Below are 23,865 nucleotides of genomic sequence, written 5' to 3' on the forward strand. Positions count from 1 at the left end.
GACTCACAGGGCCGGTAGCTACCGGCCCTCAGTGTGTGGTGTTTACAGGAAGTTGCCGTAGGACGGCAGGTCGAGGAAGCCGTTACCGGTCAGACCAATCAGGATGACTGGTCCGGTTCCTGGCGCGCCAGTGTGCTTAGCAGCTTCCGTCATTGCGGCCGCAATGGCGTGGTTAGACTCTGGTGCCGGAACAGTGCCTTCGCAGCGGGCGAATTCGATGCCAGCCGCAAAAGCGTCTTCCTGCTCAATGGCGACGGCGCTCATCAGGCCCTGCTCGACGGCGTGCGAGACCATTGGGCTCATTGCGTGGTAGCGCAGGCCGCCAGCGTGAATTGGGTCTGGCACAAATTCGTTACCAAGCGTGTGCATCTTCATCAGTGGGGTCATGCCCGCAACATCGCCGAAGTCGTAGCGGTATTCACCCTGCGTGAGCGATGGGCATTTCGCTGGTTCCGCCGCAATAATCTGCGGGGTGGTTTTCAGCTCTGGCATCACGTCAGAGCTCAGCATGCCGCCGATGAATGGGAAGGTGAGGCCTGCCAGGTTGGAGCCGCCGCCAGCGCAGCCGAAGATCATATCTGGGCCATCTTCACCGAACATCACCAGCTGCTTCATGGCTTCTTGGCCGATGATGGTTTGGTGCAGTACCACGTGGTTCAGCACAGAACCGAGGGTGTAGCGGGCGTTTTCAGACTGCACCGCCACTTCAATAGCTTCAGAGACCGCCATGCCCAGGGAACCTGGAGTCTCTGGGGCTTTTGCCAGCATTGCCCGGCCAGCTTCGGTTTTGTCCGATGGCGATGGGTTGACGGTGGCGCCGTAGATTTCCATCAACATGCGGCGGTACGGCTTGGAGTCGTAGGAGGCGCGGACTTGGAATACTTCCACGTCTAGGCCGAAGAACTGCGCGGCGAAGGCAAGGGATGCGCCCCATTGGCCAGCACCGGTTTCGGTGGTCAGGCGGGTGATTCCGTCGAGCTTGTTGTAGTAGGCCTGCGCGACGGCGGTGTTTGGTTTGTGGGAGCCAATCGGGGAGACCGATTCATTCTTGAAGTAGATGCGGGCGCTGGTGCCCAGCTTCTTTTCCAACCGGTGGGCGCGCGCCAGCGGTGATGGCCTCCAGATTTTGTAGATTTCCCGGATTGGTTCTGGGATATCAATGAATCGGTGTCCGGAGAACTCTTGGCTGACCAGTTCTGTTGCGAACAGCGCCGACATTTCTTCGTGGGTCAGCGGCTGCTTGGTGGCTGGGTTGAGGTGTGGTGGCATCGGTTCAGCGAAGTCCGCTGCCAGGTTGTACCAACGGGTGGGCATGTCTGCGTCAGCCAGGATGGCTTTTGTTGTTTCAGTCATGCCCATTAAAGCTACTCTGCCACGTGTGTCAGCTCACTATTGAGGACCGTTAGCTGGGCCTGCGGGAGGCCTGTTAGCCGGGCCTGCGGGAAACTAGCGCACGTACTTGAGAATCTGCGCTAGAACCTTGATGGCCTGCTGAATCTGCTGCATATTTGGCAGGGCATTGCCGTTCAGGGTTGGGATGCCTAGCTTCTTCAGCTCGGGTGGCAGTGGGATCATCGACGACAACGTAGGCGCCTGGCCATTGGTCGCCTGCTGGTTCTGCTGCGCTGGCTGGGACTGCTGTGCCGGCTTTTGCTGCACTGGCTTCGGCTGTGGGGTAGTGGTTGGCACGTCCACTGGCACGACTTTGCTGCCCGTGGCGCCTGGCTTCCACTGGCCCCAGTCACGGGTGTAGACATTGTTGACGTCTACCTCAACACCGCTGATGGTGGCCCGGTAGCCAGCTTTCTGGTGAATACTGGCCCGTGGGTGCAGTTTGCCTTGGGAACCCCAGTCGTGCTGCCAGAAGAAGCTACCCAGACCATCCTGGATGCACCACTGGATGGTGTTGTAGTTGCCGTAGACGCCCATGCTGTAGCCAGCAGCTTTCAGCGCCACTTGGCAGGCCTGCAGGTATGGCTTGACCTGGTTGGTGTACTGCGCGCGGGTGGGGTTGTCGTCAATAGCCATGTAGATCGGGCGGCCAGTTGGGCCACCAGCAGCCATATGCAGCGCAATTGCTTGCGGCACGTGGGTGGCAGCGCCCTTGGCACCGGTCAGCCAGTCCGCGGTGTTGGCGCGGCCGAATTGGTAGACCGAAGCGGTTTGCAGACCGAGGTTTGCCATGGCTTTGGTTTCGGCGAGGGTGACTGGCTTGCCTTTCATCCAGTCGGCGCCGGGGCGGCGCTGGGAGACGTAACGGACAGCGCCAATGTGACCTGCATTTTTCACAGCTGATGCTGCGGGTACGCCTGCGGAGAAGTCGATGACGGTACCGAGCACTGGGGCGGCGTGTGCTTTGGGTACCGGGAGGGCTGCGGTGGTGGCGGCAGCACCGGTGCCGATGGCAACTGCCGAGAGGATGGAACGTCGGCTGAAGGTGCGGGCGTTCTGGGTCATGACGAAAGGCTCCGTAACATTCGTAACATCTAAAACACATGTCACTCTAGTTACAGGAGTGTTACGGCGCTACTCCGCACTAGCCTTTCGCTATTCCTTGGCGGCAGCACTATCCCTTCGCTGCAGCGCGCACCTGCGTCGCCAAACCCTCAATCTCTGCCAGCGACAACTCTCGGTCCGGGTTCGCCGTGCAGTAATCCAAGAGGTGGTACCCGGCGGCCTGCACAGCCAGATGCTCCGGCTCCGCTGCTGCCGCTACGTCTGGGTGGTCCGCCGAAATCGCCTGCAACATCCGACGCTCCGCAAGCAGTTCGTACTGCAGGTCACGGCGTTGCTCCAAGGACTCAGCCGGCGTATTCGTCGCCAGCGACCCAATCAGGTTGCCCATCGCAGTAAACGACCGGGCGGTAATGTGCTCATGTTCAGCAACCTGCGCATTCGGGCGGAATAGCCACAGCGTCAACAACGCAAACACAAACGCAATTGCGGTTTCACCCAGACGCGACATCGCCACCGCACCCGCGTCGGAAGTCTGCCCGCCCATGAGCAGCGCCAGTGGGGTGGTGAAAATCACCGTGATGGCGTAGTTCTTCACCACAAAAATCTCCGCTGCAAACTGCGTGCACATCAATGCCACCAGCAGCAGTAACGCATTCGGTTCCAGCAGGAAAAACCCGACGTACAAGCAAATGCCAATAATCGAGCCCAGCATGCGGTGAATACCGCGCACAGTGCCGGGGATAAAGTTCGGTCCCCACTGCAGCGTGAGGAATACCGACACCACTGCCCAGTCTGGTCGGTCCAACTTCAGCGCAATCGACACCACAGACGCCGCGATGCAGGCCAATGCGATTTTCGAGGCAGTGACCATCGCATGACTGGTGCTGTGCGCCGACCGGTACATTCGAAACGCCATCGATGGCCGAGCCAGCGGAATCACGGTGCGGGTGGTGTCCACAAAAGCCGGGGTATCGCCCGCGCCAGCATCGGCTGCTGGGTCTGCTTGCGCCCGAGTGAGCTGAGCCAGTTCGAGTTGCGCGCGCGATGCTTTCTGCACCAGGTATTCCCGGTGCGGGTCAATGACGCGTCCGCCCAAAATCACCCGTGCGTCGGCCAGTGCGTTCCAGCATTCCGCCAAGGCGGTTTCCGCTTGGTGACGTTTTGAAACGCTGTGTCCGCCCGTTTCTTTAAAACTCTGCACAGCCCGCAGCAAAGTATTAACTGCAGCTTCCTCCGGACCACGCGGGTTAATCAGCCTCGGAGCCATGCCACACACCATCGCGGATGCCGCGCCGCATAGCGCCCACAATCCAACATGCAGTGGAGAAATGCCAATATGAGCAGTCATGGTTGCCGCGCCGGACACCATGACAATAAAGAACGGGCCAGGCGGGGGCAGACGCAGCGCATTGGCACAGTAGGCCAGACTGGTGGCCAGTGCTGTTGCCCAGATAGCTGACAGCAGCATCCACCAGTGGGAACCGCCGTCACCAATATTCGCCCACATCAATTGGCCGACGAATGCGCCACCGAGGCTGCCAGCGGTTAAGAGCGAACCAGCAATAGCGATGATGGAAATACGGGCACGATACGGGTGGCCTTCACCATAAATGACGGCGCAAGAACCGGCTGCCACCAGCAACATTTCCTGTTCGAAACCTAAAAGGTAGGCAATAAATCCAGGAATACCAATAGCTAGGGCAGCGCGAGTCGCGCCGGGCCAGCGTGGCCCGGGAGAGTTATAGGCCCAAAACAAGCGCCAGGGGTTCGGGCGGGCAGGAAGTGATTGCGGTGCAATTGGGTGACTTACTTCTGCTTCGCCGCTGGACACTGTGTACTAGGGCCTTTCTATATACGTCAAAAAGCGAGGTTTTTACTCCGCTGAATAACTTGGGGACCTATCCAGTCTAAGGGGCTTATGACAAAACCTGCTGGGAGGAGCTCGAGGGGCTGCACTTCCAGCGGGAATTGTTGATGGGAGATTAGGCGGCGACCACCACGCCAACGATGGCGGCGTTGAGCAGGTTCGTCAGGAAACCGCCGAGCAACGCCCATGGGCCCAGCTTGGCAACTTCACCGCGGCGTTCAGGGCACAGCCCGCCGATGGAGCCAATCTGAATGGCGATGGAAGACAGGTTCGCAAAGCCTGCCAAGGCGAAGGTGCTCAGCATGATGGCCTTTGGCGAGAGCTGATCCAGCATGCCGCTGAAGGAGGTGTAGCCAACGAACTCGTTGAGGATGGTTTTCTGGGCAATGAAGTTACCGACATGGGAGGCCTCAGCCCATGGGGTACCAATCAGCCAGGCCAGCGGAGCGAAGACAATACCGAAGAGGCCTTCCAGCGACCAGTTTTCTTGACCGAACCAGCCACCGATGCCGCCAATGATGGAGGAGAACATGGTGATCATGGCGATGAACGCAATCAGTAGGCAGGCAACCGCAACGGCAATCTTGCCGCCGGCCATTGCGCCGGAACCCATGGCGTCAATAACGTTCTCGGAGTTTTCATCTCGCACATCGCGCACGGAAGCATCCAAGTTGGACTTTTCGGTTTCCGGCATCAGGGCTTTGGCAATGATCAGGGAACCTGGGGCGTTCATCAGCGACGCGGCAAGCAGGTACTCCAGCGGCGCGCCCAGCAGGGAGTAACCAATCAGAGTCGAGCCAGCGACGGAGGCGAAACCACCGGTCATGCAGGCAAACAGTTCCGAGCGGGTCAGCTTAGGCAGGTATGGCGCAATGACCAACGGCGCCTCGGACTGGCCGAGGAAAATAACGGTCGATGCCCACACCGATTCAACCTTCGACGTGCCCATCAGCTTTTGGATACCGGAGCCGACAATGTCCACGAAAACTTGGATGACTCGGAGGTAGTACAGCACGCCGATGATGGCGCCGAGGAAAATAATGACCGGCAGCACATTCAGGGCAAAGACGAAGCCGCCTTCAAGTGGGAAGAGGCTACCGAACACGAAGGACGTGCCTTGGTTAGTGAAGTCGGTCAGTTTTTGTAGGCCATGGGAGACCGACTTCAGGGCGCGGAAGCCTGGCTCCCAGCTGAGCACCACAAACGCAAACAGGATTTGTAGACCAAAGCCGACCGCAAGGGTGCGCCATTTGATGTGTTTCCGGGATTTGGACAGCGCAAACACGATGCCAAAAATGAGCAAGATGCCGAGCAGGCCTTGGAGCCTATCCATTTGGAGTTGACCTCAATTCTGATATTGAGCGCAGGCGACCGGTGGAGCTAGAGGTCGTCGGGGCCGAAGGAGTGGGGAAGGATGGTGTCGAAGTCGTGCGATGCCGGGCCGGTAGGGCCTTCGACAATGACGCGTTGGCAGCCGAACTCATTGAGCACTTGGCGGCAGGCGCCACAAGGGAAAGTTGGGTTTGGGCTGTTCTTTAGACCGACAACCGCCGCCGCGAGGATGGTCGGGCGGTGGGGCTCTCCGGTGCCAGGGCCAGGGGCGCTGTCATTGGCGGAGGCAATCATGTGAAACGCTGCGTTGCGCTCGGCGCAGGTGCCGAGGGGGGTAGGAGGCGTTTTCGACGTTGCAGCCTGTGACGATGCGGCCGTCATCGAGGTAGAGAGCGGCACCGACTGGAAAGTGCGAGTATGGCGCGTAGGCGCGGGTGGCAGCGTCGCGAGCGAGTTCGATGAGCTCGGCGTCGGTTGGTGGGGTCGTCGTTATTGGGGCTGTGGTGGAGGCCATGATGTTCCTCATCTAGCTGGTGCTTTCACCATCGCACTCAGAACAACTCGTGAGAACATTAGTAAAAATCACCATTGACATTTGTTCTAGCTCTGATAATAATGAGAAGTGTCAACAACCACAAGCCCGTAAGTAGTGTGTCGGTTGTCACAGTGAGGGAAGGCCGACGCACCCCATCAGGAGGGAAATCGTGACCGAAAAATTCGATGCTGTGGACGTCATCCGCACTAAGCGCGATGGGGCTCGACTCAGCGACGACCAAATTGACTGGGTCGTCGACGCATACACCCGCGGCGTGGTCGCCGAGGAGCAGATGGCGGCGCTCAACATGGCCATCTTCCTCAAGGGAATGGACCGCTCTGAAATCTCCCGCTGGACCCAAGCCATGATTGACTCCGGCGAAACCATGGGCTTTGAGGCCCTATCCCGGCCAACCGCGGACAAGCACTCCACCGGCGGCGTCGGCGACAAGATCACCCTGCCGCTGGCACCACTGGTCGCCTCTTTTGGCGTTGCCGTGCCACAGCTGTCCGGCCGCGGCCTCGGCCACACCGGCGGCACCCTGGACAAGCTGGAAGCCATTCCGGGTTGGCAGGCTGACGTCACCAATGAGCGCCTGATGGAAATCCTGGAAGACCCAGGCTGCGTCATTTGTGCGGCCGGTGCAGGCCTGGCACCAGCGGATAAGAAGATTTACGCGCTGCGTGACATCACCGCCACCGTCGACTGCATTCCACTGATTGCCAGCTCGATTATGAGTAAGAAGATTGCCGAAGGTACTGCGTCGCTGGTGCTGGACGTCAAGGTCGGCTCCGGTGCCTTCATGAAGGACATCAACATGGCCCGCGAACTCGCCTCGACCATGGTGGAGCTGGGCAAAGACCACAATGTCATCACCACTGCGCTGTTGACAGACATGTCCACCCCACTTGGCTGCAAGGTCGGTAACGCACTGGAAGTGGAAGAGTCTGTCGAGGTGCTTGCCGGTGGCGGTCCAGCAGACATTGTTGAGCTGACGGTGGCTCTGGCCCGTGAAATGCTCACCGCAGCGGGCCAACCAGACGCCGACATCGAAGCGGCGCTGAAGGACGGCCGCGCGATGGACACCTGGAAGAAGATGATTCGTGCTCAGGGCGGCGACCCAGATGCCCCACTGCCAGTGGCGCCACACACCCACGACGTCATTGCCGATGCCGACGGCTACCTGACTGAACTTGACGCACTTGCTGTCGGTGTCGCGTCTTGGCGCCTTGGTGCTGGTCGTGCACGGAAGGAAGACCCGGTACAGAAGACTGCCGGTATTGAGCTGCATGCAGTTCGCGGCGACAAGGTGGTCAAGGGTCAGAAGCTGTTCACCCTGCATACAGAAACTCCAGAACGCTTCGATCGCGCCCTGGAGTCCTTGATGCCTGGTGTGAAGATTGGCCCAGAAGCACCGGAAGCTCGGGGCTCGGTGGTCCTGGACCGAATCGATTAGGCAAATATATCGGTCTTGCCTAGACCTGCGGTTTCCTTAAGCTGAAACCTTAAACCGAAACCTTGGCCTTAGCCGCTGGCGCAGCATCCGCGCTGGCGGCTTTAGTCATCTCTGCGCCGGTGCCGCGGAAAATCTGGTTCTTCATCAGCACGACAATCAGGCCAATGGTCGCTGCCTGAATCAGCCAAATCACAGCCAGGAGCGCGAAGTACACCGTGGAGTACTTGTCCACCACGCCGTTGGCCACCAGACCTGCGTGCACTGCGAAGTAGCCGAGCACACCCAGCGCCACACCTGGGCACACCATGGTGAACGCCACTGGCGACTGGTGCTTCTTGGTCAGAACGTAGTCATTGTAGAAACCGTTCGACTTCATAAACATGTGGCCGAAGAGTAGGAACGCTACCTGGATTGCCAGGCCAATGGTCAGCACCATGGCAACGGTCATGTTGTGGTTGCCTGCTTCGCCGGTGGCGTTGGCTTCAAAGAATGCCGCGCCGTGGGAGTTGCGCACGAAGGTGATGCCCCACAGGGTGACAATTGGTACTGGCAGCCACAGGGTTGCGGTGTTGACTGGTGCTAGGCCGTGGCGCAGCATCGACTTGATGCCCAGTGGCAGCATCGCCGCGAAAATCAGGATGGATACGGTGGCGAAGAAGATGGAGCCAGCCCAGCCGACGGAGGCGGTCGCCAGGTTTTGGCTCATTGCGGCGCCGGCAGCCATGCCCACGCCCACCATGGCGAAGGCAAACACGGCGAGGAGCTGGTTCAGACCGGTGTTTGCTTCAAACTTGAAATTGCCGCTGAAGATGTGGCGCGCAAAGCGGCCGTAGACGCGCAGTGCGTAGATCCCGATGGTGATGAAAATCGCCAGCGCTGCAGGTAGCGCAAATTCGATGATGTCCCACATGCGTGGCACCAGGGTGGCGCCGGAGACAAAAGCCACGTTCAGGGACATCGCCAGGGTCAGTGGCACAGCCATCAAGGTCACGCCCGCGTTGGAGTTGCGGGTGGTTTCAAACGCAGCGGTGCGGCGGAAGAGTGCGAATTCCTTCAGGTTCCACACGACCATTCGGATGTGCAGCAGCACAAAGGTGATGAGGCCGGCGTAGCCAATGATGATGGCGGCGCGCATCGGCGTTGGTCCGTCAGCCCATGCTGCCTGAATCGACTCGAAGGTCGGAATTGGGGTGCCTGGGTGCGGCGTGACGAACATGAACAGCATGAAGAAGAAGGTGGACATCCCGCCGAGCCCAAGGGCAGCGAGGAAGTACAGCGGCGAGTATTTTTCGCCGAGGTTGCGAAGCATCGTGTCGTTTCCTTTGGACAGACGGATAAATTTAAATACCCCGCGGGGTATGCGGTGGATAGTAAACCGGGTTGTCAGAAAAGGCAACAACACTGCGGTGGGCTGGGGGTAACCTCTGCTTTGCGACGGAATGGGTCACAACTCGCGTATCATCGCGCCCACAGTGCACGCCACTCAGCAAGTCGACTTCGACGGAAGTGAGAAACGCCATGACTGACCCACGGACAATCCACCCAAAACTCGACCCTGACGTGCAACACCAGCCGGAACCAGGGCTGGAAACACGGATGCAGCCGCAGGCCGATATCGGTCTCGAAAGTTATAAGGGCAGCGGCCGTCTCGCCGGCCGAAAAGCACTGATTACCGGCGGCGACTCGGGTATCGGCGCAGCCGTCGCCATTGCTTACGCTCGCGAAGGTGCAGATGTAGCCATCGCCTACTTGCCTTCCGAGCAGCCGGACGCCGACCGAATTATCGCTGCAATTGAGGATGCTGGCCAGAAGGCCTTCGCGTTCCCTGGCGATGTCCAAGACGCTCACCACTGCCAAGAACTAGTCGACAAAGCCGCAGATGCACTCGGCGGCCTCGACATCTTGGTCAATAATGCCTCCCGCCAAATCTGGCATGAGGGCATCGAGAATATTCCGGATGAGGAATTTGAAAAGACGATGCGCACCAACCTGTTCGGTAACTTCCGCGTCACCAAACAAGCGATGAAGTACCTCGAGCCAGGGGCCTCCATCATCTTCACCTCGTCCATTCAGGCTTATGAACCATCGGACACGTTGCTGGACTACGCCATGACCAAGGCAGCCATGAACAACCTGTCCAAGGGCCTGGCTACCCAGCTCACACCGAAGGGCATTCGCGTCAATGCCGTGGCACCAGGCCCGGTGTGGACGGTCCTGCAGCCAACTGACGGACAGCCACCGGAGAAACTGGATGGATTCGGCCAGCACACCCCATTGGGACGCGCCGGGCACCCAGTTGAACTCGCCGGTGCCTACGTCTTCCTTGCCTCTGACGAGGCAAGTTATGTCTCTGGTGAGACCTTGGGCGTCACCGGCGGCACGCCAACACCGTAGCCAGCTTATGGCCGCGGAATGTTGCGCATATTCGACGTCGCGAGCTCAAACATCCGACCAACACCGCCACCGAACACCGTCCGAGTAGCAGCCTTGGAAAAGCCCATAATCTGCTCCAAGGTGATATTTGGTGGGATCGACAGCGCATTAGGGTCGGTCACAACGTCAATAAGCACTGGGCCTGGTTCGGCGAGCGCGGCCGTTAAATCCTGCCGCAACCGCTGCGGATCCTCAATCCGAACCGATTTGATGCCGGCGCCCTCCGCAATCGCCGCGAAATTCACTGGGGCGTGGTCAGTTTGGAACTCCGGGTAGCCTTGGACCAGCATCTCCAGCTTCACCATGCCCAGCGACGAATTGTTGAAGGTGACGGTTTTCACGGGCAAGTTATGCAACTTCACGGTGAGGAGCTCGCCGAGCAGCATGCTTAAGCCACCGTCGCCGGACATGGAAATGACCTGACGGTTGCGGTCGGCGGCCTGCGCGCCGATAGCGTGGGGCAGGGCATTGGCCATCGTGCCGTGGCGGAAGGACCCCAGCATCTCTCGCCGGCCGGAAAAGTTGTTGATGTAGCGGGCGGCCCACACATTGCACATGCCGGTATCGGCGGTGAAAATCGCATCCTCTGCGGCGACCTCATCGAGGACGTCAGCCACATACTCTGGGTGAATCGGCGTGTGCTTATCCACGCGGGTGGTGTACGCCTCCACGACGGTATCGAGCTTCTTGTGGTGATTGCGCAGCTGCTTATCCAGGAAGCTGCGGTCAGTTTTCTCGTTGATATGCGGCAGGATGTTGTCAATTGTTGCCGCAACATCGCCGACGACAGGGTGCTGCACCGTGGTGCGACGACCGATGACGGCGGCATTGATATCGACCTGCGCAACGTTCTTCTTCGGCAGGAAATCGGAGTAGGGGAAGTCCGTGCCGAGCATAATCAGCAGGTCAGCGTCATTGGTGGCGTCGTGGCAGGCGCCGTAGCCAAGCAAGCCGGACATACCGACGTCAAAGGGATTGTCATACTGGATGAACATTTTGCCGCCGAGCGCGTGACCGATGGGGGCCTTGATTTTCTCGGCGAGGGCGAGAACCTGCTCGCGGGCGTCCTTGCAGCCATAACCGCAGAACAGCGCAACAGTGTCCGCCTCATTGATGGCGGCCACGAGGTTCGCAGCTTCGCGGGCATCGGGGAAGCAGACCGCCCGACCAGTGGCGTATTGCGAGTTGAGGAAGGTGTTGTCGTCGGCGTCCTGCATGGAAATGTCGCCCGGAAGGGCGAGCACTGACACGCCGTGGCCAGCCAGGGTTGACTGGATAGCGTTGTGTAGGACCCGGGCGCCCTGAGCTGGGGAGTTCACCAGCTCGCAGTAGCCAGAGCATTCCTGGAAAAGTTGTTCCGGGTGCGTTTCCTGGAAAAAGTTGGACCCAATCTGGAAACTTGGGATGTGCGAGGCGAGGGCAAGGACCTTCGCGCCGTTGCGGTGGGCATCGTATAGGCCCTGGATGAGGTGGGTGTTTCCGGGGCCGCAGGAGCCGGCGCACACGGCAAGTTCGCCGGTGACGAGGGATTCTGCGCCAGCGGCGAAGGCGGCGGCTTCCTCATTGCGGACATGCACCCATTCGATGCTGGACTCGCGGACGGCATCTGAAATGGGGTTCAGACTGTCGCCTACCAGCCCAAAGATACGCTTGACACCAATTTTTTCGAGTTGTGCGACTAGTTGCTCTGCGAAAGCGTGGGCCATGTCGATTCTCCTCTAAATAGCTGATTCGACTAACCCCAGTGTGCGTGCAGAAGGGGAGAGTTCGCTAGGAGTAGCAGAGGAAAAGCGCCCCAGAGAAGAATCGAACTTCCGACACCGTCTTTAGGAGAGACGTGCTCTATCCACTGAGCTACTGGGGCTTTCGCAGTGCGAACGCGGGCGTTCAAGCACTGCAATTAGCAACTATATATTCTGGCTAGCCGGTGAAGCGAACAGGGCTGCATGGAAACAGACGCACGAACCGGCCCGCAATCGAGCCTTAAGTAGCGACCAGCGGCACATCATGTTCTTCCGCCAGCGCCGCCCATTCCGCGGCCGTTCGAGTGGCAAGCACCCGGCCAATCTGCTCATGCGTGCACTCATCCTCGCTGAGCTCCAGCAAGGCCAACAGCCGGGCCATGAAATGCGGTTCCAACGCCGCCACCGCCACCCGACCCTCAGCAGTGTCATAAATCGAATACACCGGCAGCCCACCGCCCAGCAGCTGGTCCGGCCCAGTCAGTCCGGCTCGCAGTGGCGCGGACATCGCCACCGCGACATCAGACAGTGCCACTTCCCGGCGAACTCCAACCCCCAGACGACCGCGCGCCACCAGCGCTGTCGTTGCTTCCGCCACCGCCCGCTCGGCGCCAGCAAGATCAATAATCGTGGTTCGCGGCATATGTCCGTCAACAAGCAATCCGGCATCGGCCTGGTACGTCAGATCGTGGCCGGGAACGTCCGCCAACTCACCGGGGTAGCCGACAATATCCACCTGGCAGACCTGCGGATGGCGGGCATGCACGCTGGCGAAATCCAGACCCATGCGGCGCAGCGCCGACGCGCGCGAAGAGGTGAGCAGAATATCGGCGGCATCCAGCAGCTCCGCGATGTCGCGCTTACCGGCCTCCGACTTCACATCGACGGTCCGGAGCTCCTGGCCCACATGCAACTGCTCGTAAAACTCTGCCGCATACTGCTCCATCGGGTCGCCGGAAGGTGGCAACACCGTCACCACCTGCGCCCCGAGGGACTGCAGACGAGCGGCGGCGGCAGGGCCCGGCAGGTTCACCGCAATCGAAACAACACGGATGCCGTGCAGCGGAAGTTCAGCAGTTACGTCAAAACCCATGCCGCCATGGTAGGCAGCATGGGTCCGTAATTTTGGCGATTCGCAGTTTTACTGCATCGCCGGTGGGTGAGCAGTTCGCCGGTGGCTTAGTAGTTCGATGGTGGGTCGCTGGTGCCGAAGGATTCGTCCTGCCATTCATCGGCCAGCTTGTCAGGGTCTTCCGCGAAGTTACCGGAGGCATCACGCTCCTTCTGGGCTTCCTTCGCCTTGGCGTCGGCCGCTTCCTTCTTGGCCTTCCACTCTTCGCGGTCTTCGTTAGAAATCGGATTGTTGTTGCTCATCGTGTTCCCTTTCACATAGATCGGGTACTTCTTCGCAACTACCCATCGGGGGCAATCACTTAACCGCCACGGTAGCCCGCAAACCCCACCGCGTAAACCGTTTTCCTACGCTTCTTCGCGTTCTTTCAGCTTCCGCAGCACTTTCTTCACCGGCGGGTTAGTCATCGTCGTGCCATCCCAGAACTTCAGCGTTGGCACCACACGGTTACCGTCGTTCACCGATTCCACCCACGCCGAGGCCTCCGCATCCGTCTCCACATCAACGCGGTCATAGGCCACGCCCTCGTCGTCCAAACCCTTCAACAGACGTTGGCAAAATGGGCACCAGTCAGCAAAGTAGACGGTAAAAGCAGCAGTGTTAGCAGTGTTATCAGCGGTCAGTTCAGTCATGCCTCTGATTCTAGTCAGAGTTCAATTCCGCAATTTTCGCCATCACCTCGGCAAAAGTCGGTTGCGTCTGCACGGACCCATCGCGGTAGCGCACCGTCGGCACGGTATACGCCCCATCATTGACCTTCGCGACCCAATCCGCCGCCTCCGGTCGCAGTTCAATATCCACGAACCGAAAATCCGCCTTCGCCAGGCGCAGTTGCTTAAGCAGTCGCATGCACGGCGGGCAGGTGTCCAGCGCAAACACTTCCGCCGCGGGCTGGGCGGCCGATTCCGCGCCGGACGGTACCGCCTCGCCGCTGCTCATGCCCGTTCCCAGAAGGTCACCCGGTAGCGCGTCCCACTTGGCTCGCTGACCTGCGTCCGCCGCTCCTCGACGCACCGCCAGGGCTTACCGATCTCCGGTGCATGCACCGCACCTTCAATATCCAGGGGCTTTTCGACGAAAGTAACCGCCAACTGGTTCGCCAGCGGCATAGCCGCCTCATAAATCTGGCCGCCGCCGATCACCCAAATAGTTGGCTGGGCAGCTGAAGCGGGCGCATCGTCGAGGTGATCGTCAAAAAGCGCGGACGCTTTTTCAATGGCTTCCGGTACGGAGGCGGCGGACAGGGCGCCGGGGAAATCGGTGCTGGTGCGCGACACGACGATGTTGGTGCGGCCGGGCAGGGGACGGACTTTTGCCGGCATGGCTTCCCACGTGTTGCGGCCCATGATGACGGGGCTGCCGAGGGTGGTGCGTTTGAAGAAGGCGAGTTCTTCCGGCAGGTGCCACAGCATTTGGCGGCCGTCGCCGATAATGCCGTCTTCGTTTTGCGCCCAAATCAGGCCGATGCGAGGCTGACTCATACGGACACCTTCCCAGCGATATGCGGGTGCGGGTCGTAACCGACGATGTCAACATCCTCGAAGGCGTAATCAAACATCGACGCAGCCTTCCGCAACTTCAACTGCGGGTACGGGCGGGCATCGCGGGACAGCTGCTCGCGGACCTGCTCGACGTGGTTGTCGTAAATGTGGCAATCGCCGCCGGTCCACACGAACTCGCCGACCTCCAGGCCAGCTTGCTGCGCAAACATGTGCGTCAGCAGCGCATAGGACGCAATGTTGAAGGGCACACCGAGGAACATGTCGGCGCTGCGCTGATACAGCTGGCAAGACAGCTTGCCGTCAGCCACATACAGCTGGAACATCAGGTGGCATGGTGGCAACGCCATGTTCTCCAGCTCCGCGACATTCCACGCCGAAACGATATTGCGGCGCGAATTCGGATTGTTCTTCAGCGTGTCCAGCGCCTGCGAAATCTGGTCAATATGCCGGCCATCTGGGGTCGGCCAGCTGCGCCACTGCACGCCATAAACCGGACCGAGTTCGCCATCCGCATCCGCCCATTCATTCCAAATGCGCACGCCGTTATCCTGCAGGAACTTGACGTTGGAGTCGCCGCGCAGGAACCACAGCAGTTCGTACACAATCGACTTCAAGTGCACCTTCTTCGTTGTGATGAGCGGGAAATACTCACTCAAATCGAAGCGCATTTGCCGCGCGAACAGGCCGGTGGTGCCGGTGCCAGTGCGGTCATCTTTGCGGGTGCCGTGCTCCAGAATCTCGCGCAGGAGGTCTTCATACGGCGTTGGAATCTGTGGGGACATGCGGTTAACCCTAGTGGTTTGCGGCTCGAGATCGTACCCGAGAAGGATTCAACGATAGACCGAGGTTGACCTCCTTAGTAAGATGGAGGGAAACGAAAGGGGGACAGTATGCACGACGAATTCGATGTTGAAGGTGCCTGGCCTGAACTATTTGCGGACCTTAGCTACACGCAGCATGAATCGGTGCGGCAATCCCTCGCAGCCGGTTGGCATGAAGGCAATGTCCCGACGCGTGAAGACGTCGAGAATCTGACTGACTATGCCCGAGGTGCTATCGACTTTGCTGAATACCAACGCCGAGCGCGTGCAGCAGCGCTGCGAGGAGTCGGCGCGCTGAGCTCTGGGCGATAAATTGAGCGAGTTGGGGAGCTGGGAGTCGTACTTCTATCCAGAAACCATCGATCCCCATACTCGGCAAGGCACTCTACGGAACCTCTTTGGAGTTCGAGATGCAGAGGAACTCAAAAGGCTCGAATACGTTGAAGTAGCAGGTAGGACAGTCCAACTTCAAATTGGCGAAGAGTCGATTTGCAAAACATTCGATGCCAATCACTTGCGAGCAATCCACCGGCACCTATTCCAAGATGTTTATGAATGGGCTGGCGAGTTCCGCACAGTGGAGATTTACAAAGGTCCCGGTCGTGAATTTGGCAACATCAACGACGGTGAAATGCTGCGCTATCTCAGCGATGTCACGAAGCTGGTCCGAAGCCAGGATTGGCTCGCACTTAAACGGGACGACTTTGTTGAAGCAATCGCAAAAGTGTTTGCGTACCTTAATCAAGCGCATCCATTTCGGGAGGGGAACGGTCGTACATCCAAGCTGTTCATGCAGGATGTTTCAGCACTTTCACCGTTTCACTTTGACTTTGCGTTGGTCTCACCTGAGATTTGGGCGCAAGCATCTGCATTGAGCAGACCAGATCTGTTTGGGTATGAGCCCGAGCCTGCTTCCCTAATCCCTGTGTTCGAGGCCATCACGCTGCCGCGCTAAAGGTGTTTGAGCGCCTCCCGCTTGGACAGCGGTTGCATTTGCTGCTCATGCTTGGCAACAAACTCGCGAACCCATTCCGGCGCGGTCTTTGCATAGTCGCGCAGTGCCCAACCGATCGCTTTGGCAACAAAGAACTCGCTGTCGGCAAGGTTCGGCACAATACAATCCGCGAGCAGAGCCGTATCCGTCGTCGCCTTCGCCTGCAACTGCGAAAGAATGGCATATCGCCGGACCCAAAAGCTCTCGTGCCGCGCCCATGCCCGCATCACCTGCGCCGAACCTTCCGCGTCGTTGGTGCTTATTGACGTTTGGGCCTTCACTAACGCATCCACCAGATCCCACCAAGCGCCGTCAACCACAAAACGCTCAATGGTGGGCATCGCCGCCACGCTAAGAACTCGGGCATAGCGCACGAGAATGAAAATGGCGGCGCGGCGCTCATCACGGGACTGCGCGGCCTCCCACACTTCGGTGGCAGCGGCAAGAACATCATGCTCAGCGGGCGAGCGACCAAGGTGCTCCCTCGCTACGGCATGTGCCACCGCCCGAGTCTGCGGCACCGTCAGCCCGAGCATTGGCTCTGTGGTTCGCAGATACGCTTGCATCTCCGCGACCTTCTCCGGCCGGGCAAAAGGCCGGAACGCGGCGCGCAGATCGTCAATAAGCAAAAGGCTAGAAAGTGCCGTGTTCGTCGCGGTACTTCGCGGCGGCTTCCAGCAGGGTATCAGCCAGCTCCGGGCGGCAAATCAGCAGGTCCGGCAGGAACGTGTCTTCCTGGTTGTACTTCGGTGCGGAACCATCCAGGCGGGAGCAGTGCAGACCAGCGGCCCGCGCCACACCAACCGGGGCAGCGGAGTCCCACTCGTACTGGCCGCCGGCGTGAATGTACGCGTCATAGTCACCGAGCAGAGTGTGCATGGCCTTCGCGCCAGCCGAACCGAGCACCTCCACAGATGCACCGATCGCTTCAGCCATCGGGTTCGCAATGGCAGGTGGCCGGTTGCGGGAGACCACAACCTTATTGGCGCGTGGGCCCTTGACCATCTTGGCTTCTTCCGACCAGAAGGTGATGCCCTTATCTGGCAGGCCAACAGCTGCGTGGATTGGCTCGCCGTTTTCAATCAGCGCGATATGCACCGCCCAGTCCTGACGACCGGACGCGAATTCGCGGGTGCCGTCCAGCGGGTCAATGATCCATACGCGGTCGCGGGTGAGACGGTCTGGGTTGTCCATGGCTTCTTCAGACAGAAAACCGTCTTCGGGGCGGTGCTGGGCAAGCACCCGGGCGATCCAATTCTGTGCCAAGTCGTCACCGGCGTCGCCCAAAAAGCGGCCAGATAGCAGTCCGACATTCCGGACGCCTTTCAAAATCTCGCTGGTGCCCATAGCAAGTCGAAGGGTCAGGTTGGCATCATCCACATAAGCTGACATACCTACGATAATAGGTGAGAAATAACAAGGTGGCACGGCAGATCTTCCGCCATGCCACCGAGGGGCCAGCCCCTAGCGCTTAGCGCGGAACCAGGTCAGCAGCGCATCAGTCGATGCGTCACCGGAGTTTGGTGCCTCCGCGCCGGAAACCGCTGGCAGTAGGTTGTTTGCCTGCTGCTTACCCAGCTCCACACCCCACTGGTCGAAGCTGTTGATGCCCCAAATCACACCCTGCACAAAAGTGATGTGCTCATACAGCGCAATCAGCGCGCCGACGGTGAATGGGTCCAGTTCCTCCGCCAAAATGGTCGTCGTTGGTCGGTTACCTGGCATGACCTTGTGCGGTGCAACATCGGCGGCCACACCTTCCGCCAGAATCTCCTCTTCCGTCTTACCGAAGGCCAGCACCTTGGTCTGCGCGAAGAAGTTCGACATCAGCAGGTCGTGCATGGAACCTTCACCGGACGCGGTCGGCAGGTCTTCCTTCGGGCGGGCGAAACCGATGAAGTCCGCCGGCACCATGCGGGTGCCCTGGTGGAGCAGCTGGAAGAAGGCGTGCTGGCCGTTGGTGCCTGGCTCGCCCCAGTAGATTTCACCGGTTGGGCAGGTCACGGAAGTACCGTCGATGCGCACGGACTTACCGTTGGATTCCATGGTCAGCTGCTGCAGGTACGCAGGGAAGCGGGACAGGTCTTCGGAGTACGGCAGCACCGCGTGGGATGCGCAGCCCAGGAAGCTGGAGTACCAGACCCCAAGCAGACCCATCAGCGCCGGTACGTTTTCCGCCAGTGGCTTGGTGGCGAAGTGTTCGTCAACGGCGCGGAAACCATCGAGGAAGCGCATGAAGTCCATTGGCCCAATGACAGCCATGACGGATAGGCCGATGGCGGAATCGACGGAGTAGCGGCCGCCGACCCAGTCCCAGAAACCGAACATGTTGTCGGTGTCAATGCCGAATTCGGCGACCTTTTCCGCGTTGGTCGACACTGCGACGAAGTGCTTGGCCACGGCTTCTTCACCGGCGCCGAGCTGCTCCAACAGCCAGCGCTTGGCGGCATGGGCGTTGGCCAGGGTTTCCTGGGTGGTGAAGGTCTTCGATGCGATGATGAACAGCGTCGATTCCGCGTCCAAGCCGTCGAGCTGCGCAATCAGGTCCGATGGGTCGACGTTGGAGACAAAGCGGGCGTCAATACCGGCGGTGGCGTAGGTACGCAGCGCCTTGGTCACCATCGCAGGGCCCAGGTCAGAACCACCAATACCAATGTTCACCACGTGCTTGATGGTGCGGCCCGTCGAACCGAGCCATTCGCCGGAGCGCAGCGCCCGAGTGAAATCCCGCATGCGGCCGAGGACATCATGCACATCAGCGGCAACATCCTGCCCATCGACGCTCAGCGACTCTTCGGCTGGCAGACGCAGCGCAGTGTGCAGCACCGCACGGTCCTCCGTGGAGTTGATGTGCGCGCCGGACAGCATACGGTCGCGGTAGTCCTCCAGGTTTGCTGCTTCCGCCACGGCCACGAGCTTATTGACGGTTTCCTGGTCGACGAGGTTCTTCGACAGGTCAACATGCATTCCGGCCAGCTCAAAGGACAGGTCTGCTGCGCGGTCTGGATTGGTGGAGAACTTCTCACGCAGGGTGGTGGCGGTGGCGGTGTCCACGTGTCCGGCCACATCTTGCCAAGCTGGCGTGGTGGTGATGTCCTGGATGCTCATGTGCTCTCCTCAGCAGTCACGGATGTGCTTTCTGAGAACTAGCGTAGTTACGTTTTTACTCAAGTGCTGGGCATGTGACCGTCATCAGACGCATAGTGGGGGCATGGCTAATTCCTCTTCTGTTAACCGCGAAACCCTCCAGACCCAACTGTCCACCCAGCTTTTTCTCGGCGGCACTTTCTGCGATGCATCCGACGGGGAAACCTTCGAGGTTCGAGATCCCGCCGACGATTCCGTTATTGCCCGCGTCGCTTCCGCCACTGAAGCGGATGCGGAAACGGCGCTGGATCTTGCCGTCAAAAAGCAAAAGGAATGGGAAAATACCGCTCCACGTGACCGGGCGGAATTGCTGCGTCGCTGCTGGGAAGCGGTGATGGCGCACGCTGATGAATTGACGCTGCTGCAGACCTGGGAAATGGGTCGCGCGCTGCCGGACTCGGCCGGTGAAGTTACCTACGGCGCTGAGTATTTCCGCTGGTTCAGCGAGGAAGCGACCCGGATGCGTGGTGACTTCCGGCGCGCCCCAGCCGGTAACGGCCGGATTGTGGTGCAGCGACGTCCGGTGGGCCCGGTGCTGGCGATTACCCCGTGGAACTTCCCGTTGGCGATGGCGACCCGGAAGATTGGTCCGGCGCTGGCCGCAGGTTGCACAATTATTGTGAAGCCAGCGTCGAAAACCCCGCTGACCATGCTGTATTTGGCCAAGTTGATGAAGGACGCTGGGCTGCCGGATGGGGTGCTGTCGATTCTGCCGACCGCACGTTCTTCCCGTATTTCGGCGCTGCTGGCCGACCCGCGGCTCCGCAAACTGACTTTCACTGGTTCGACTGAGGTTGGGCAAAAGCTGGCGGCGCAGGCTGCGGAGCACAGCGTGAAAGTGTCGCTGGAACTCGGCGGGAACGCACCGTTTGTTGTGTTAGAGGATGCCGATATCGACAAGGCCGTCACTGGCGCATTGCAGGCAAAAATGCGCAACGGTGGTCAAGCATGTACCGCTGCGAACCGTTTCTACGTGCATGAATCCTTGGCGGAGGAGTTCATTGACCGCCTCGGCGATGGCATGGCCGAGTACCGGATGGGCGCCGGATGGAATGAGGGGGTCAAGCTGGGGCCGTTGGCGCAGCCTCAGCAGGTAGAGACCGTGCGGGAGCTTGTTGACGATGCGATCGCCGCTGGCGGCAGCGTGCTGCTCGGTGGGGAAGGCGAGATCGCGACTGGATGGAAAGGCCAAGACGCGGATGTTGCGCCGAATGAGTCGGGTTACTACTACCCGGCGACGCTGCTGGTGAATGTGCCGGACTGTGCGCGGGTGCATCGGGAAGAAATCTTCGGACCGGTGGCAGTGGTGAACACATTCACTGACGAAGCCGACGCGATTTCCCGGGCTAACGACACCGAATACGGACTGGTCAGCTACCTATTTACCCAGGATTTGAACCGGGCGTTGGACGTTGCGGAGCAGCTGGAATCGGGCATGGTTGCGGTGAACCGTGGAGTGCTGTCGGATCCGGCGGCGCCGTTTGGTGGGGTAAAGGAGTCCGGGCTGGGCCGCGAAGGTGGCTTCGAAGGGATCGACGAGTACACCGAACCGATTTACATCGGCCTAGAGGCTTAGCCGAGGGGTGGGCCTGGCGGCTGAGCGCAGCGGCTTAGCCGAGTCGCCCGCGGCCGAGGCGCAGCAAAATATCGGCGAGCTCTTGGCCTTCGCTGCCGAGCGCTTCCCGGTACTGGGACAAAATCGCTAGTTCACGGGAGTGGACCACGCGCATGCCGCCCGAGGCCAACCGGGTTTTACCGATTGCGTTGCTGACGGCGCTGCGTCGCTTCACTGCGTCAATAATCACCTTGTCTAGGCGGTTAATTTCCTCGCGGTACTGGCGGATTTCCGCGTCGGTGAGGGGGTTGTCGGTTCCGGTGTTTTCCCGGATTTCGAAGTCAGCCATGGTTTCAATAGTGCCACTTGCGTTCGAACATCGTCCGGCGCGGTCCTGTCTGAGCGACGGGGTAGCCTTGAGGGCGACATGGACAACCAGAATTTTGCGTACCCCAACCAGGCCACCCCGAATGCGTCGATTGCAGATGCTTTCGGCTCTTCCGTCGACCTTTTGGAGGGCTTGAACCCGCAGCAGGCCGCTGCAGTGACTCATTCCGGCTCCCCGCTGCTGATTGTGGCCGGTGCTGGTTCCGGTAAAACTGCTGTGCTGACCCGCCGGATTGCATACCTGCTGCGCAATCGGGGCCTACAGCCAGCGCAGATTCTGGCGATTACCTTCACCAATAAGGCCGCCGTTGAAATGCGTGAGCGTGTGCTGGGGTTGGTTGGGCCGGGCGCGGAACGGATGTGGGTGTCCACGTTCCACTCCACCTGTGTGCGGATTTTGCGGACGCAGGCGCAATTGGTGCCGGGGCTGAACAGCAATTTCACCATTTATGATTCGGATGATTCCCGCCGCCTGCTGGGCATGATTGCCAAGGACATGGCGCTGGACACGAAGAAGTTCACGCCGCGGGTCCTGGCAACGGCGATTTCGAATTTGAAAAATGAGCTGGTCACGCCGGAGGAAGCGGCGTCCGAGGCAGCGAAAACCCAAAATGGTTTCGATGACCTCATCGCCTCGGTGTACGCGGAGTATCAATCGCGGCTGCGGCAAGCGAACTCCGTCGACTTCGACGATCTGATTGGCGAAGTGGTGCGGATTTTCCGGGAATACCCCGAGGTCACCGAGTATTACCGGCGCCGCTTCCGCCACGTGCTTGTTGACGAATACCAGGACACTAACCATGCGCAGTACGCGTTAGTGAGTTTGCTGGTGGGTAAACCAAGCGACCCGGATGCCGCAGAATTGTGTGTGGTCGGTGACTCGGACCAGTCGATTTATGCCTTCCGTGGTGCGACGATCCGCAATATCGAAGAGTTTGAACAGGACTATCCCAACGCGACGACCATTTTGCTGGAGCAAAACTACCGGTCGACCCAGAATATTTTGGATGCCGCCAACGCGGTGATTGCCCGGAATGAGAACCGGCGGGAGAAGAAACTTTGGACCGCTCACGGCACGGGTGAGAAGATTTCGGGGTACGGCGCCGACAATGAACACGACGAAGCTCGCTTCATTGCCAATGCCATTGATGACCTTGTTGATTCCGGAGTGTGCAGCTACTCCGATGTGGCGGTGATGTACCGCACCAACAATGCGTCCCGCCCGATTGAAGAAGTCTTTATCCGACTGGGCCTGCCATACAAAGTGGTCGGCGGAACCCGCTTCTACGAGCGGAAAGAAATCCGGGACATTGTTGCCTACCTGCGGGTATTAGATAACACCGATGACTCGGTGTCGATGCGCCGCATTGTGAATACCCCGCGTCGCGGGATCGGCGACCGGGCGCAGGCGTTCGTTGCGCTGCACGCCGAGGACCATGCGATTAGTTTCGGCGCGGCGCTGCGAGATGCTGCGGAAGGCAAAGTCGCGATGCTCGGCAGCCGCGGTGCTAATGCGATTGCGAAGTTCGTGGAGATGCTCGATGGGTTGCGGGCCACGATGCCAAGTGCAGACACTGACCAAGGGCACAGCGGCCAAGAACACAATATTGGCGACTTGGTGGCGGCAGTGTTGGACGCCACTGGCTACCAAGCAGAGCTGGAAGCCTCGAATGACCCACAGGACGGCGCTCGCCTGGATAACCTCAATGAACTGGTGTCGGTCGCCCGCGAGTTTGCCTCCGAAGCTCGGAACCAAGCAGCGTTCCTCGCTGACGAGGCCGACAGTGAACTGACTGAAGGCGAACCAGAACCAGGTAGCCTGCAGGCATTCTTGGAGCGAGTCTCGCTCGTTGCGGACGCAGACCAGATTCCAGACGACGAACAAGGCCTTGTCACCTTGATGACCTTGCACACTGCGAAAGGTCTGGAGTTCCCGGTGGTGTTCGTTGCTGGTTGGGAAGACGGCCAGTTCCCACACATGCGGGCCCTCGGCGACCCTAAAGAACTGGCTGAAGAACGTCGCTTGGCTTATGTCGGCATTACCCGTGCCCGCAAGCGCCTCTACTTGACCCGGGCGAATCTGCGGTCATCGTGGGGTAGCCCAGTGACGAACCCGCCATCGCGATTCTTGAATGAAATTCCCGATGAGCTCATCGAATGGAGCGGCAACACCAGTGCCGGCGGGATGGGTGGTGGCATGAGCGGCTATGGCTCTGGCGGGTATGGCGGTGGCTACCGGAGCAATTCTCGGTTTGCGGGTACCGGAACGTCGACAAGCCCAATGGTGCAGCGCCGACCAGGCGGCCGTACTGGTGCTGGGCGCACACCAAACCGGCAACTGACGCTGGCGCCAGGGGACCGAGTCAACCACGACAAGTACGGGCTTGGCACCGTGCTTACCATCGACGGTGTGGGGCCGCGGGCAACGGCCACCATCGACTTTGGTGCGCAGGGCAAAGTCCGACTGATGCTGCTTGGTGGCGTACCGATGGAAAAGCTGTAGCG

22 protein-coding genes, 1 tRNA gene and 1 pseudogene are annotated in these 23,865 nt (G+C 59.7%); 6 read left to right on the forward strand and 18 right to left on the reverse strand.

Translation table 11 applies throughout. The annotated features are described in order from the left end of the window. Positions 1 to 42: 42 nt before the first annotated feature. The 5 genes and pseudogenes from A3EC_RS0105695 to A3EC_RS11515 all read right to left on the reverse strand — a co-directional run bounded on the left by A3EC_RS0105695 (position 43) and on the right by A3EC_RS11515 (position 6,170). Positions 43 to 1,359, reverse strand: a complete 1,317-nt coding sequence (locus A3EC_RS0105695) for a TrpB-like pyridoxal phosphate-dependent enzyme (RefSeq protein ID WP_018024216.1) — start codon at positions 1,357 to 1,359, stop codon at positions 43 to 45. Between the two features lie 87 nt (positions 1,360 to 1,446). After that, positions 1,447 to 2,457: a DUF1906 domain-containing protein gene (locus tag A3EC_RS0105700; protein ID WP_018024217.1), complete on the reverse strand. Its 1,011-nt coding sequence runs from the start codon at positions 2,455 to 2,457 to the stop codon at positions 1,447 to 1,449. A 109-nt stretch (positions 2,458 to 2,566) separates the two neighbouring features. After that, the gene (locus A3EC_RS0105705) at positions 2,567 to 4,102 is read right to left on the reverse strand and encodes an FUSC family protein (RefSeq protein WP_245532964.1); all 1,536 of its coding nucleotides are present in this window, start codon (positions 4,100 to 4,102) and stop codon (positions 2,567 to 2,569) included. A 337-nt stretch (positions 4,103 to 4,439) separates the two neighbouring features. Beyond that, positions 4,440 to 5,657, reverse strand: a complete 1,218-nt coding sequence (locus A3EC_RS0105710) for a NupC/NupG family nucleoside CNT transporter (protein WP_018024219.1) — start codon at positions 5,655 to 5,657, stop codon at positions 4,440 to 4,442. Between the two features lie 47 nt (positions 5,658 to 5,704). After that, a pseudogene (locus A3EC_RS11515) lies at positions 5,705 to 6,170 on the reverse strand (cytidine deaminase). Positions 6,171 to 6,360: 190 nt separating this feature from the next. On the opposite strand from A3EC_RS11515, the gene A3EC_RS0105720 reads away from it, so the two are divergent. Continuing rightward, positions 6,361 to 7,647, forward strand: a complete 1,287-nt coding sequence (locus A3EC_RS0105720) for a thymidine phosphorylase (protein ID WP_018024221.1) — start codon at positions 6,361 to 6,363, stop codon at positions 7,645 to 7,647. Positions 7,648 to 7,696: 49 nt separating this feature from the next. On the opposite strand, the gene A3EC_RS11520 is transcribed toward A3EC_RS0105720, so the two are convergent. Continuing rightward, the gene (locus tag A3EC_RS11520; RefSeq protein ID WP_018024222.1) at positions 7,697 to 8,956 is read right to left on the reverse strand and encodes a TsoY family (seleno)protein; all 1,260 of its coding nucleotides are present in this window, start codon (positions 8,954 to 8,956) and stop codon (positions 7,697 to 7,699) included. Between the two features lie 209 nt (positions 8,957 to 9,165). Between A3EC_RS11520 and A3EC_RS0105730 the strand changes: the two genes are divergently transcribed. Then, positions 9,166 to 10,041, forward strand: a complete 876-nt coding sequence (locus tag A3EC_RS0105730) for an SDR family oxidoreductase (protein WP_018024223.1) — start codon at positions 9,166 to 9,168, stop codon at positions 10,039 to 10,041. A 5-nt stretch (positions 10,042 to 10,046) separates the two neighbouring features. Here the strand turns inward: A3EC_RS0105730 and A3EC_RS0105735 are convergent, their stop codons facing one another. From A3EC_RS0105735 to A3EC_RS0105770, 8 genes are all read right to left on the reverse strand, one after another. Further along, positions 10,047 to 11,786 carry a pyruvate dehydrogenase gene (locus A3EC_RS0105735; RefSeq protein ID WP_018024224.1) on the reverse strand — a complete coding sequence of 580 codons (1,740 nt, stop codon included), beginning with the start codon at positions 11,784 to 11,786 and terminating at the stop codon, positions 10,047 to 10,049. Between the two features lie 85 nt (positions 11,787 to 11,871). Continuing rightward, positions 11,872 to 11,944, reverse strand: a tRNA-Arg gene (locus A3EC_RS0105740). A gap of 119 nt (positions 11,945 to 12,063) precedes the next feature. Beyond that, positions 12,064 to 12,915: a CoA transferase gene (locus A3EC_RS0105745; protein WP_018024225.1), complete on the reverse strand. Its 852-nt coding sequence runs from the start codon at positions 12,913 to 12,915 to the stop codon at positions 12,064 to 12,066. An 86-nt stretch (positions 12,916 to 13,001) separates the two neighbouring features. Beyond that, the gene (locus tag A3EC_RS0105750; protein ID WP_018024226.1) at positions 13,002 to 13,196 is read right to left on the reverse strand and encodes a hypothetical protein; all 195 of its coding nucleotides are present in this window, start codon (positions 13,194 to 13,196) and stop codon (positions 13,002 to 13,004) included. A gap of 105 nt (positions 13,197 to 13,301) precedes the next feature. Continuing rightward, a complete protein-coding gene (locus tag A3EC_RS0105755; RefSeq protein ID WP_018024227.1) occupies positions 13,302 to 13,586 on the reverse strand; it encodes a mycoredoxin in 285 nt (94 codons plus the stop codon). Positions 13,587 to 13,596: 10 nt separating this feature from the next. Beyond that, positions 13,597 to 13,893: a glutaredoxin domain-containing protein gene (locus A3EC_RS11525; RefSeq protein ID WP_018024228.1), complete on the reverse strand. Its 297-nt coding sequence runs from the start codon at positions 13,891 to 13,893 to the stop codon at positions 13,597 to 13,599. Continuing rightward, positions 13,890 to 14,435: a dihydrofolate reductase gene (locus A3EC_RS0105765; RefSeq protein ID WP_018024229.1), complete on the reverse strand. Its 546-nt coding sequence runs from the start codon at positions 14,433 to 14,435 to the stop codon at positions 13,890 to 13,892. Before A3EC_RS0105765 ends, A3EC_RS11525 begins: the two co-directional genes overlap by 4 nt. Beyond that, complete coding sequence (locus tag A3EC_RS0105770; protein WP_018024230.1) at positions 14,432 to 15,238, reverse strand: thymidylate synthase; 807 nt, start codon at positions 15,236 to 15,238, stop codon at positions 14,432 to 14,434. Before A3EC_RS0105770 ends, A3EC_RS0105765 begins: the two co-directional genes overlap by 4 nt. A 108-nt stretch (positions 15,239 to 15,346) precedes the next feature. Between A3EC_RS0105770 and A3EC_RS0105775 the strand changes: the two genes are divergently transcribed. Both A3EC_RS0105775 and A3EC_RS0105780 read left to right on the forward strand, forming a co-directional pair. Beyond that, positions 15,347 to 15,589, forward strand: coding sequence for an antitoxin VbhA family protein (locus A3EC_RS0105775; protein WP_018024231.1), 243 nt, complete (start codon positions 15,347 to 15,349; stop codon positions 15,587 to 15,589). Position 15,590: 1 nt separating this feature from the next. Further along, positions 15,591 to 16,232: a Fic/DOC family protein gene (locus A3EC_RS0105780; protein WP_018024232.1), complete on the forward strand. Its 642-nt coding sequence runs from the start codon at positions 15,591 to 15,593 to the stop codon at positions 16,230 to 16,232. Here the strand turns inward: A3EC_RS0105780 and A3EC_RS0105785 are convergent. The 3 genes from A3EC_RS0105785 to pgi form a co-directional block, all read right to left on the reverse strand. Next, entirely contained in the window at positions 16,229 to 16,900 is a 672-nt protein-coding gene (locus tag A3EC_RS0105785) for a DNA alkylation repair protein (RefSeq protein WP_018024233.1), read from the reverse strand. The two genes, A3EC_RS0105780 and A3EC_RS0105785, sit on opposite strands and share 4 nt — an antisense overlap. Positions 16,901 to 16,904: 4 nt before the next feature. Then, positions 16,905 to 17,663: a 3'(2'),5'-bisphosphate nucleotidase CysQ gene (locus A3EC_RS0105790; RefSeq protein ID WP_026162252.1), complete on the reverse strand. Its 759-nt coding sequence runs from the start codon at positions 17,661 to 17,663 to the stop codon at positions 16,905 to 16,907. 72 nt (positions 17,664 to 17,735) lie between these two features. Further along, a complete protein-coding gene (pgi, locus tag A3EC_RS0105795; protein WP_018024235.1) occupies positions 17,736 to 19,379 on the reverse strand; it encodes a glucose-6-phosphate isomerase in 1,644 nt (547 codons plus the stop codon). A gap of 103 nt (positions 19,380 to 19,482) precedes the next feature. Here pgi and A3EC_RS0105800 point away from each other — a divergent pair, with 103 nt between their 5' ends. Further along, positions 19,483 to 20,994, forward strand: coding sequence for an NAD-dependent succinate-semialdehyde dehydrogenase (locus tag A3EC_RS0105800; RefSeq protein WP_018024236.1), 1,512 nt, complete (start codon positions 19,483 to 19,485; stop codon positions 20,992 to 20,994). Between the two features lie 34 nt (positions 20,995 to 21,028). Here the strand turns inward: A3EC_RS0105800 and A3EC_RS0105805 are convergent, their stop codons facing one another. Then, complete coding sequence (locus A3EC_RS0105805; protein WP_018024237.1) at positions 21,029 to 21,322, reverse strand: chorismate mutase; 294 nt, start codon at positions 21,320 to 21,322, stop codon at positions 21,029 to 21,031. Between the two features lie 78 nt (positions 21,323 to 21,400). Here A3EC_RS0105805 and pcrA point away from each other — a divergent pair, with 78 nt between their 5' ends. After that, positions 21,401 to 23,863: a DNA helicase PcrA gene (gene pcrA / locus A3EC_RS0105810; RefSeq protein WP_018024238.1), complete on the forward strand. Its 2,463-nt coding sequence runs from the start codon at positions 21,401 to 21,403 to the stop codon at positions 23,861 to 23,863. The last annotated feature ends 2 nt before the right edge of the window (positions 23,864 to 23,865 follow it).

The sequence above is a fragment of the Corynebacterium ulceribovis DSM 45146 genome (assembly GCF_000372445.1).
Classification (GTDB): Bacteria; Actinomycetota; Actinomycetes; order Mycobacteriales; family Mycobacteriaceae; genus Corynebacterium; species Corynebacterium ulceribovis.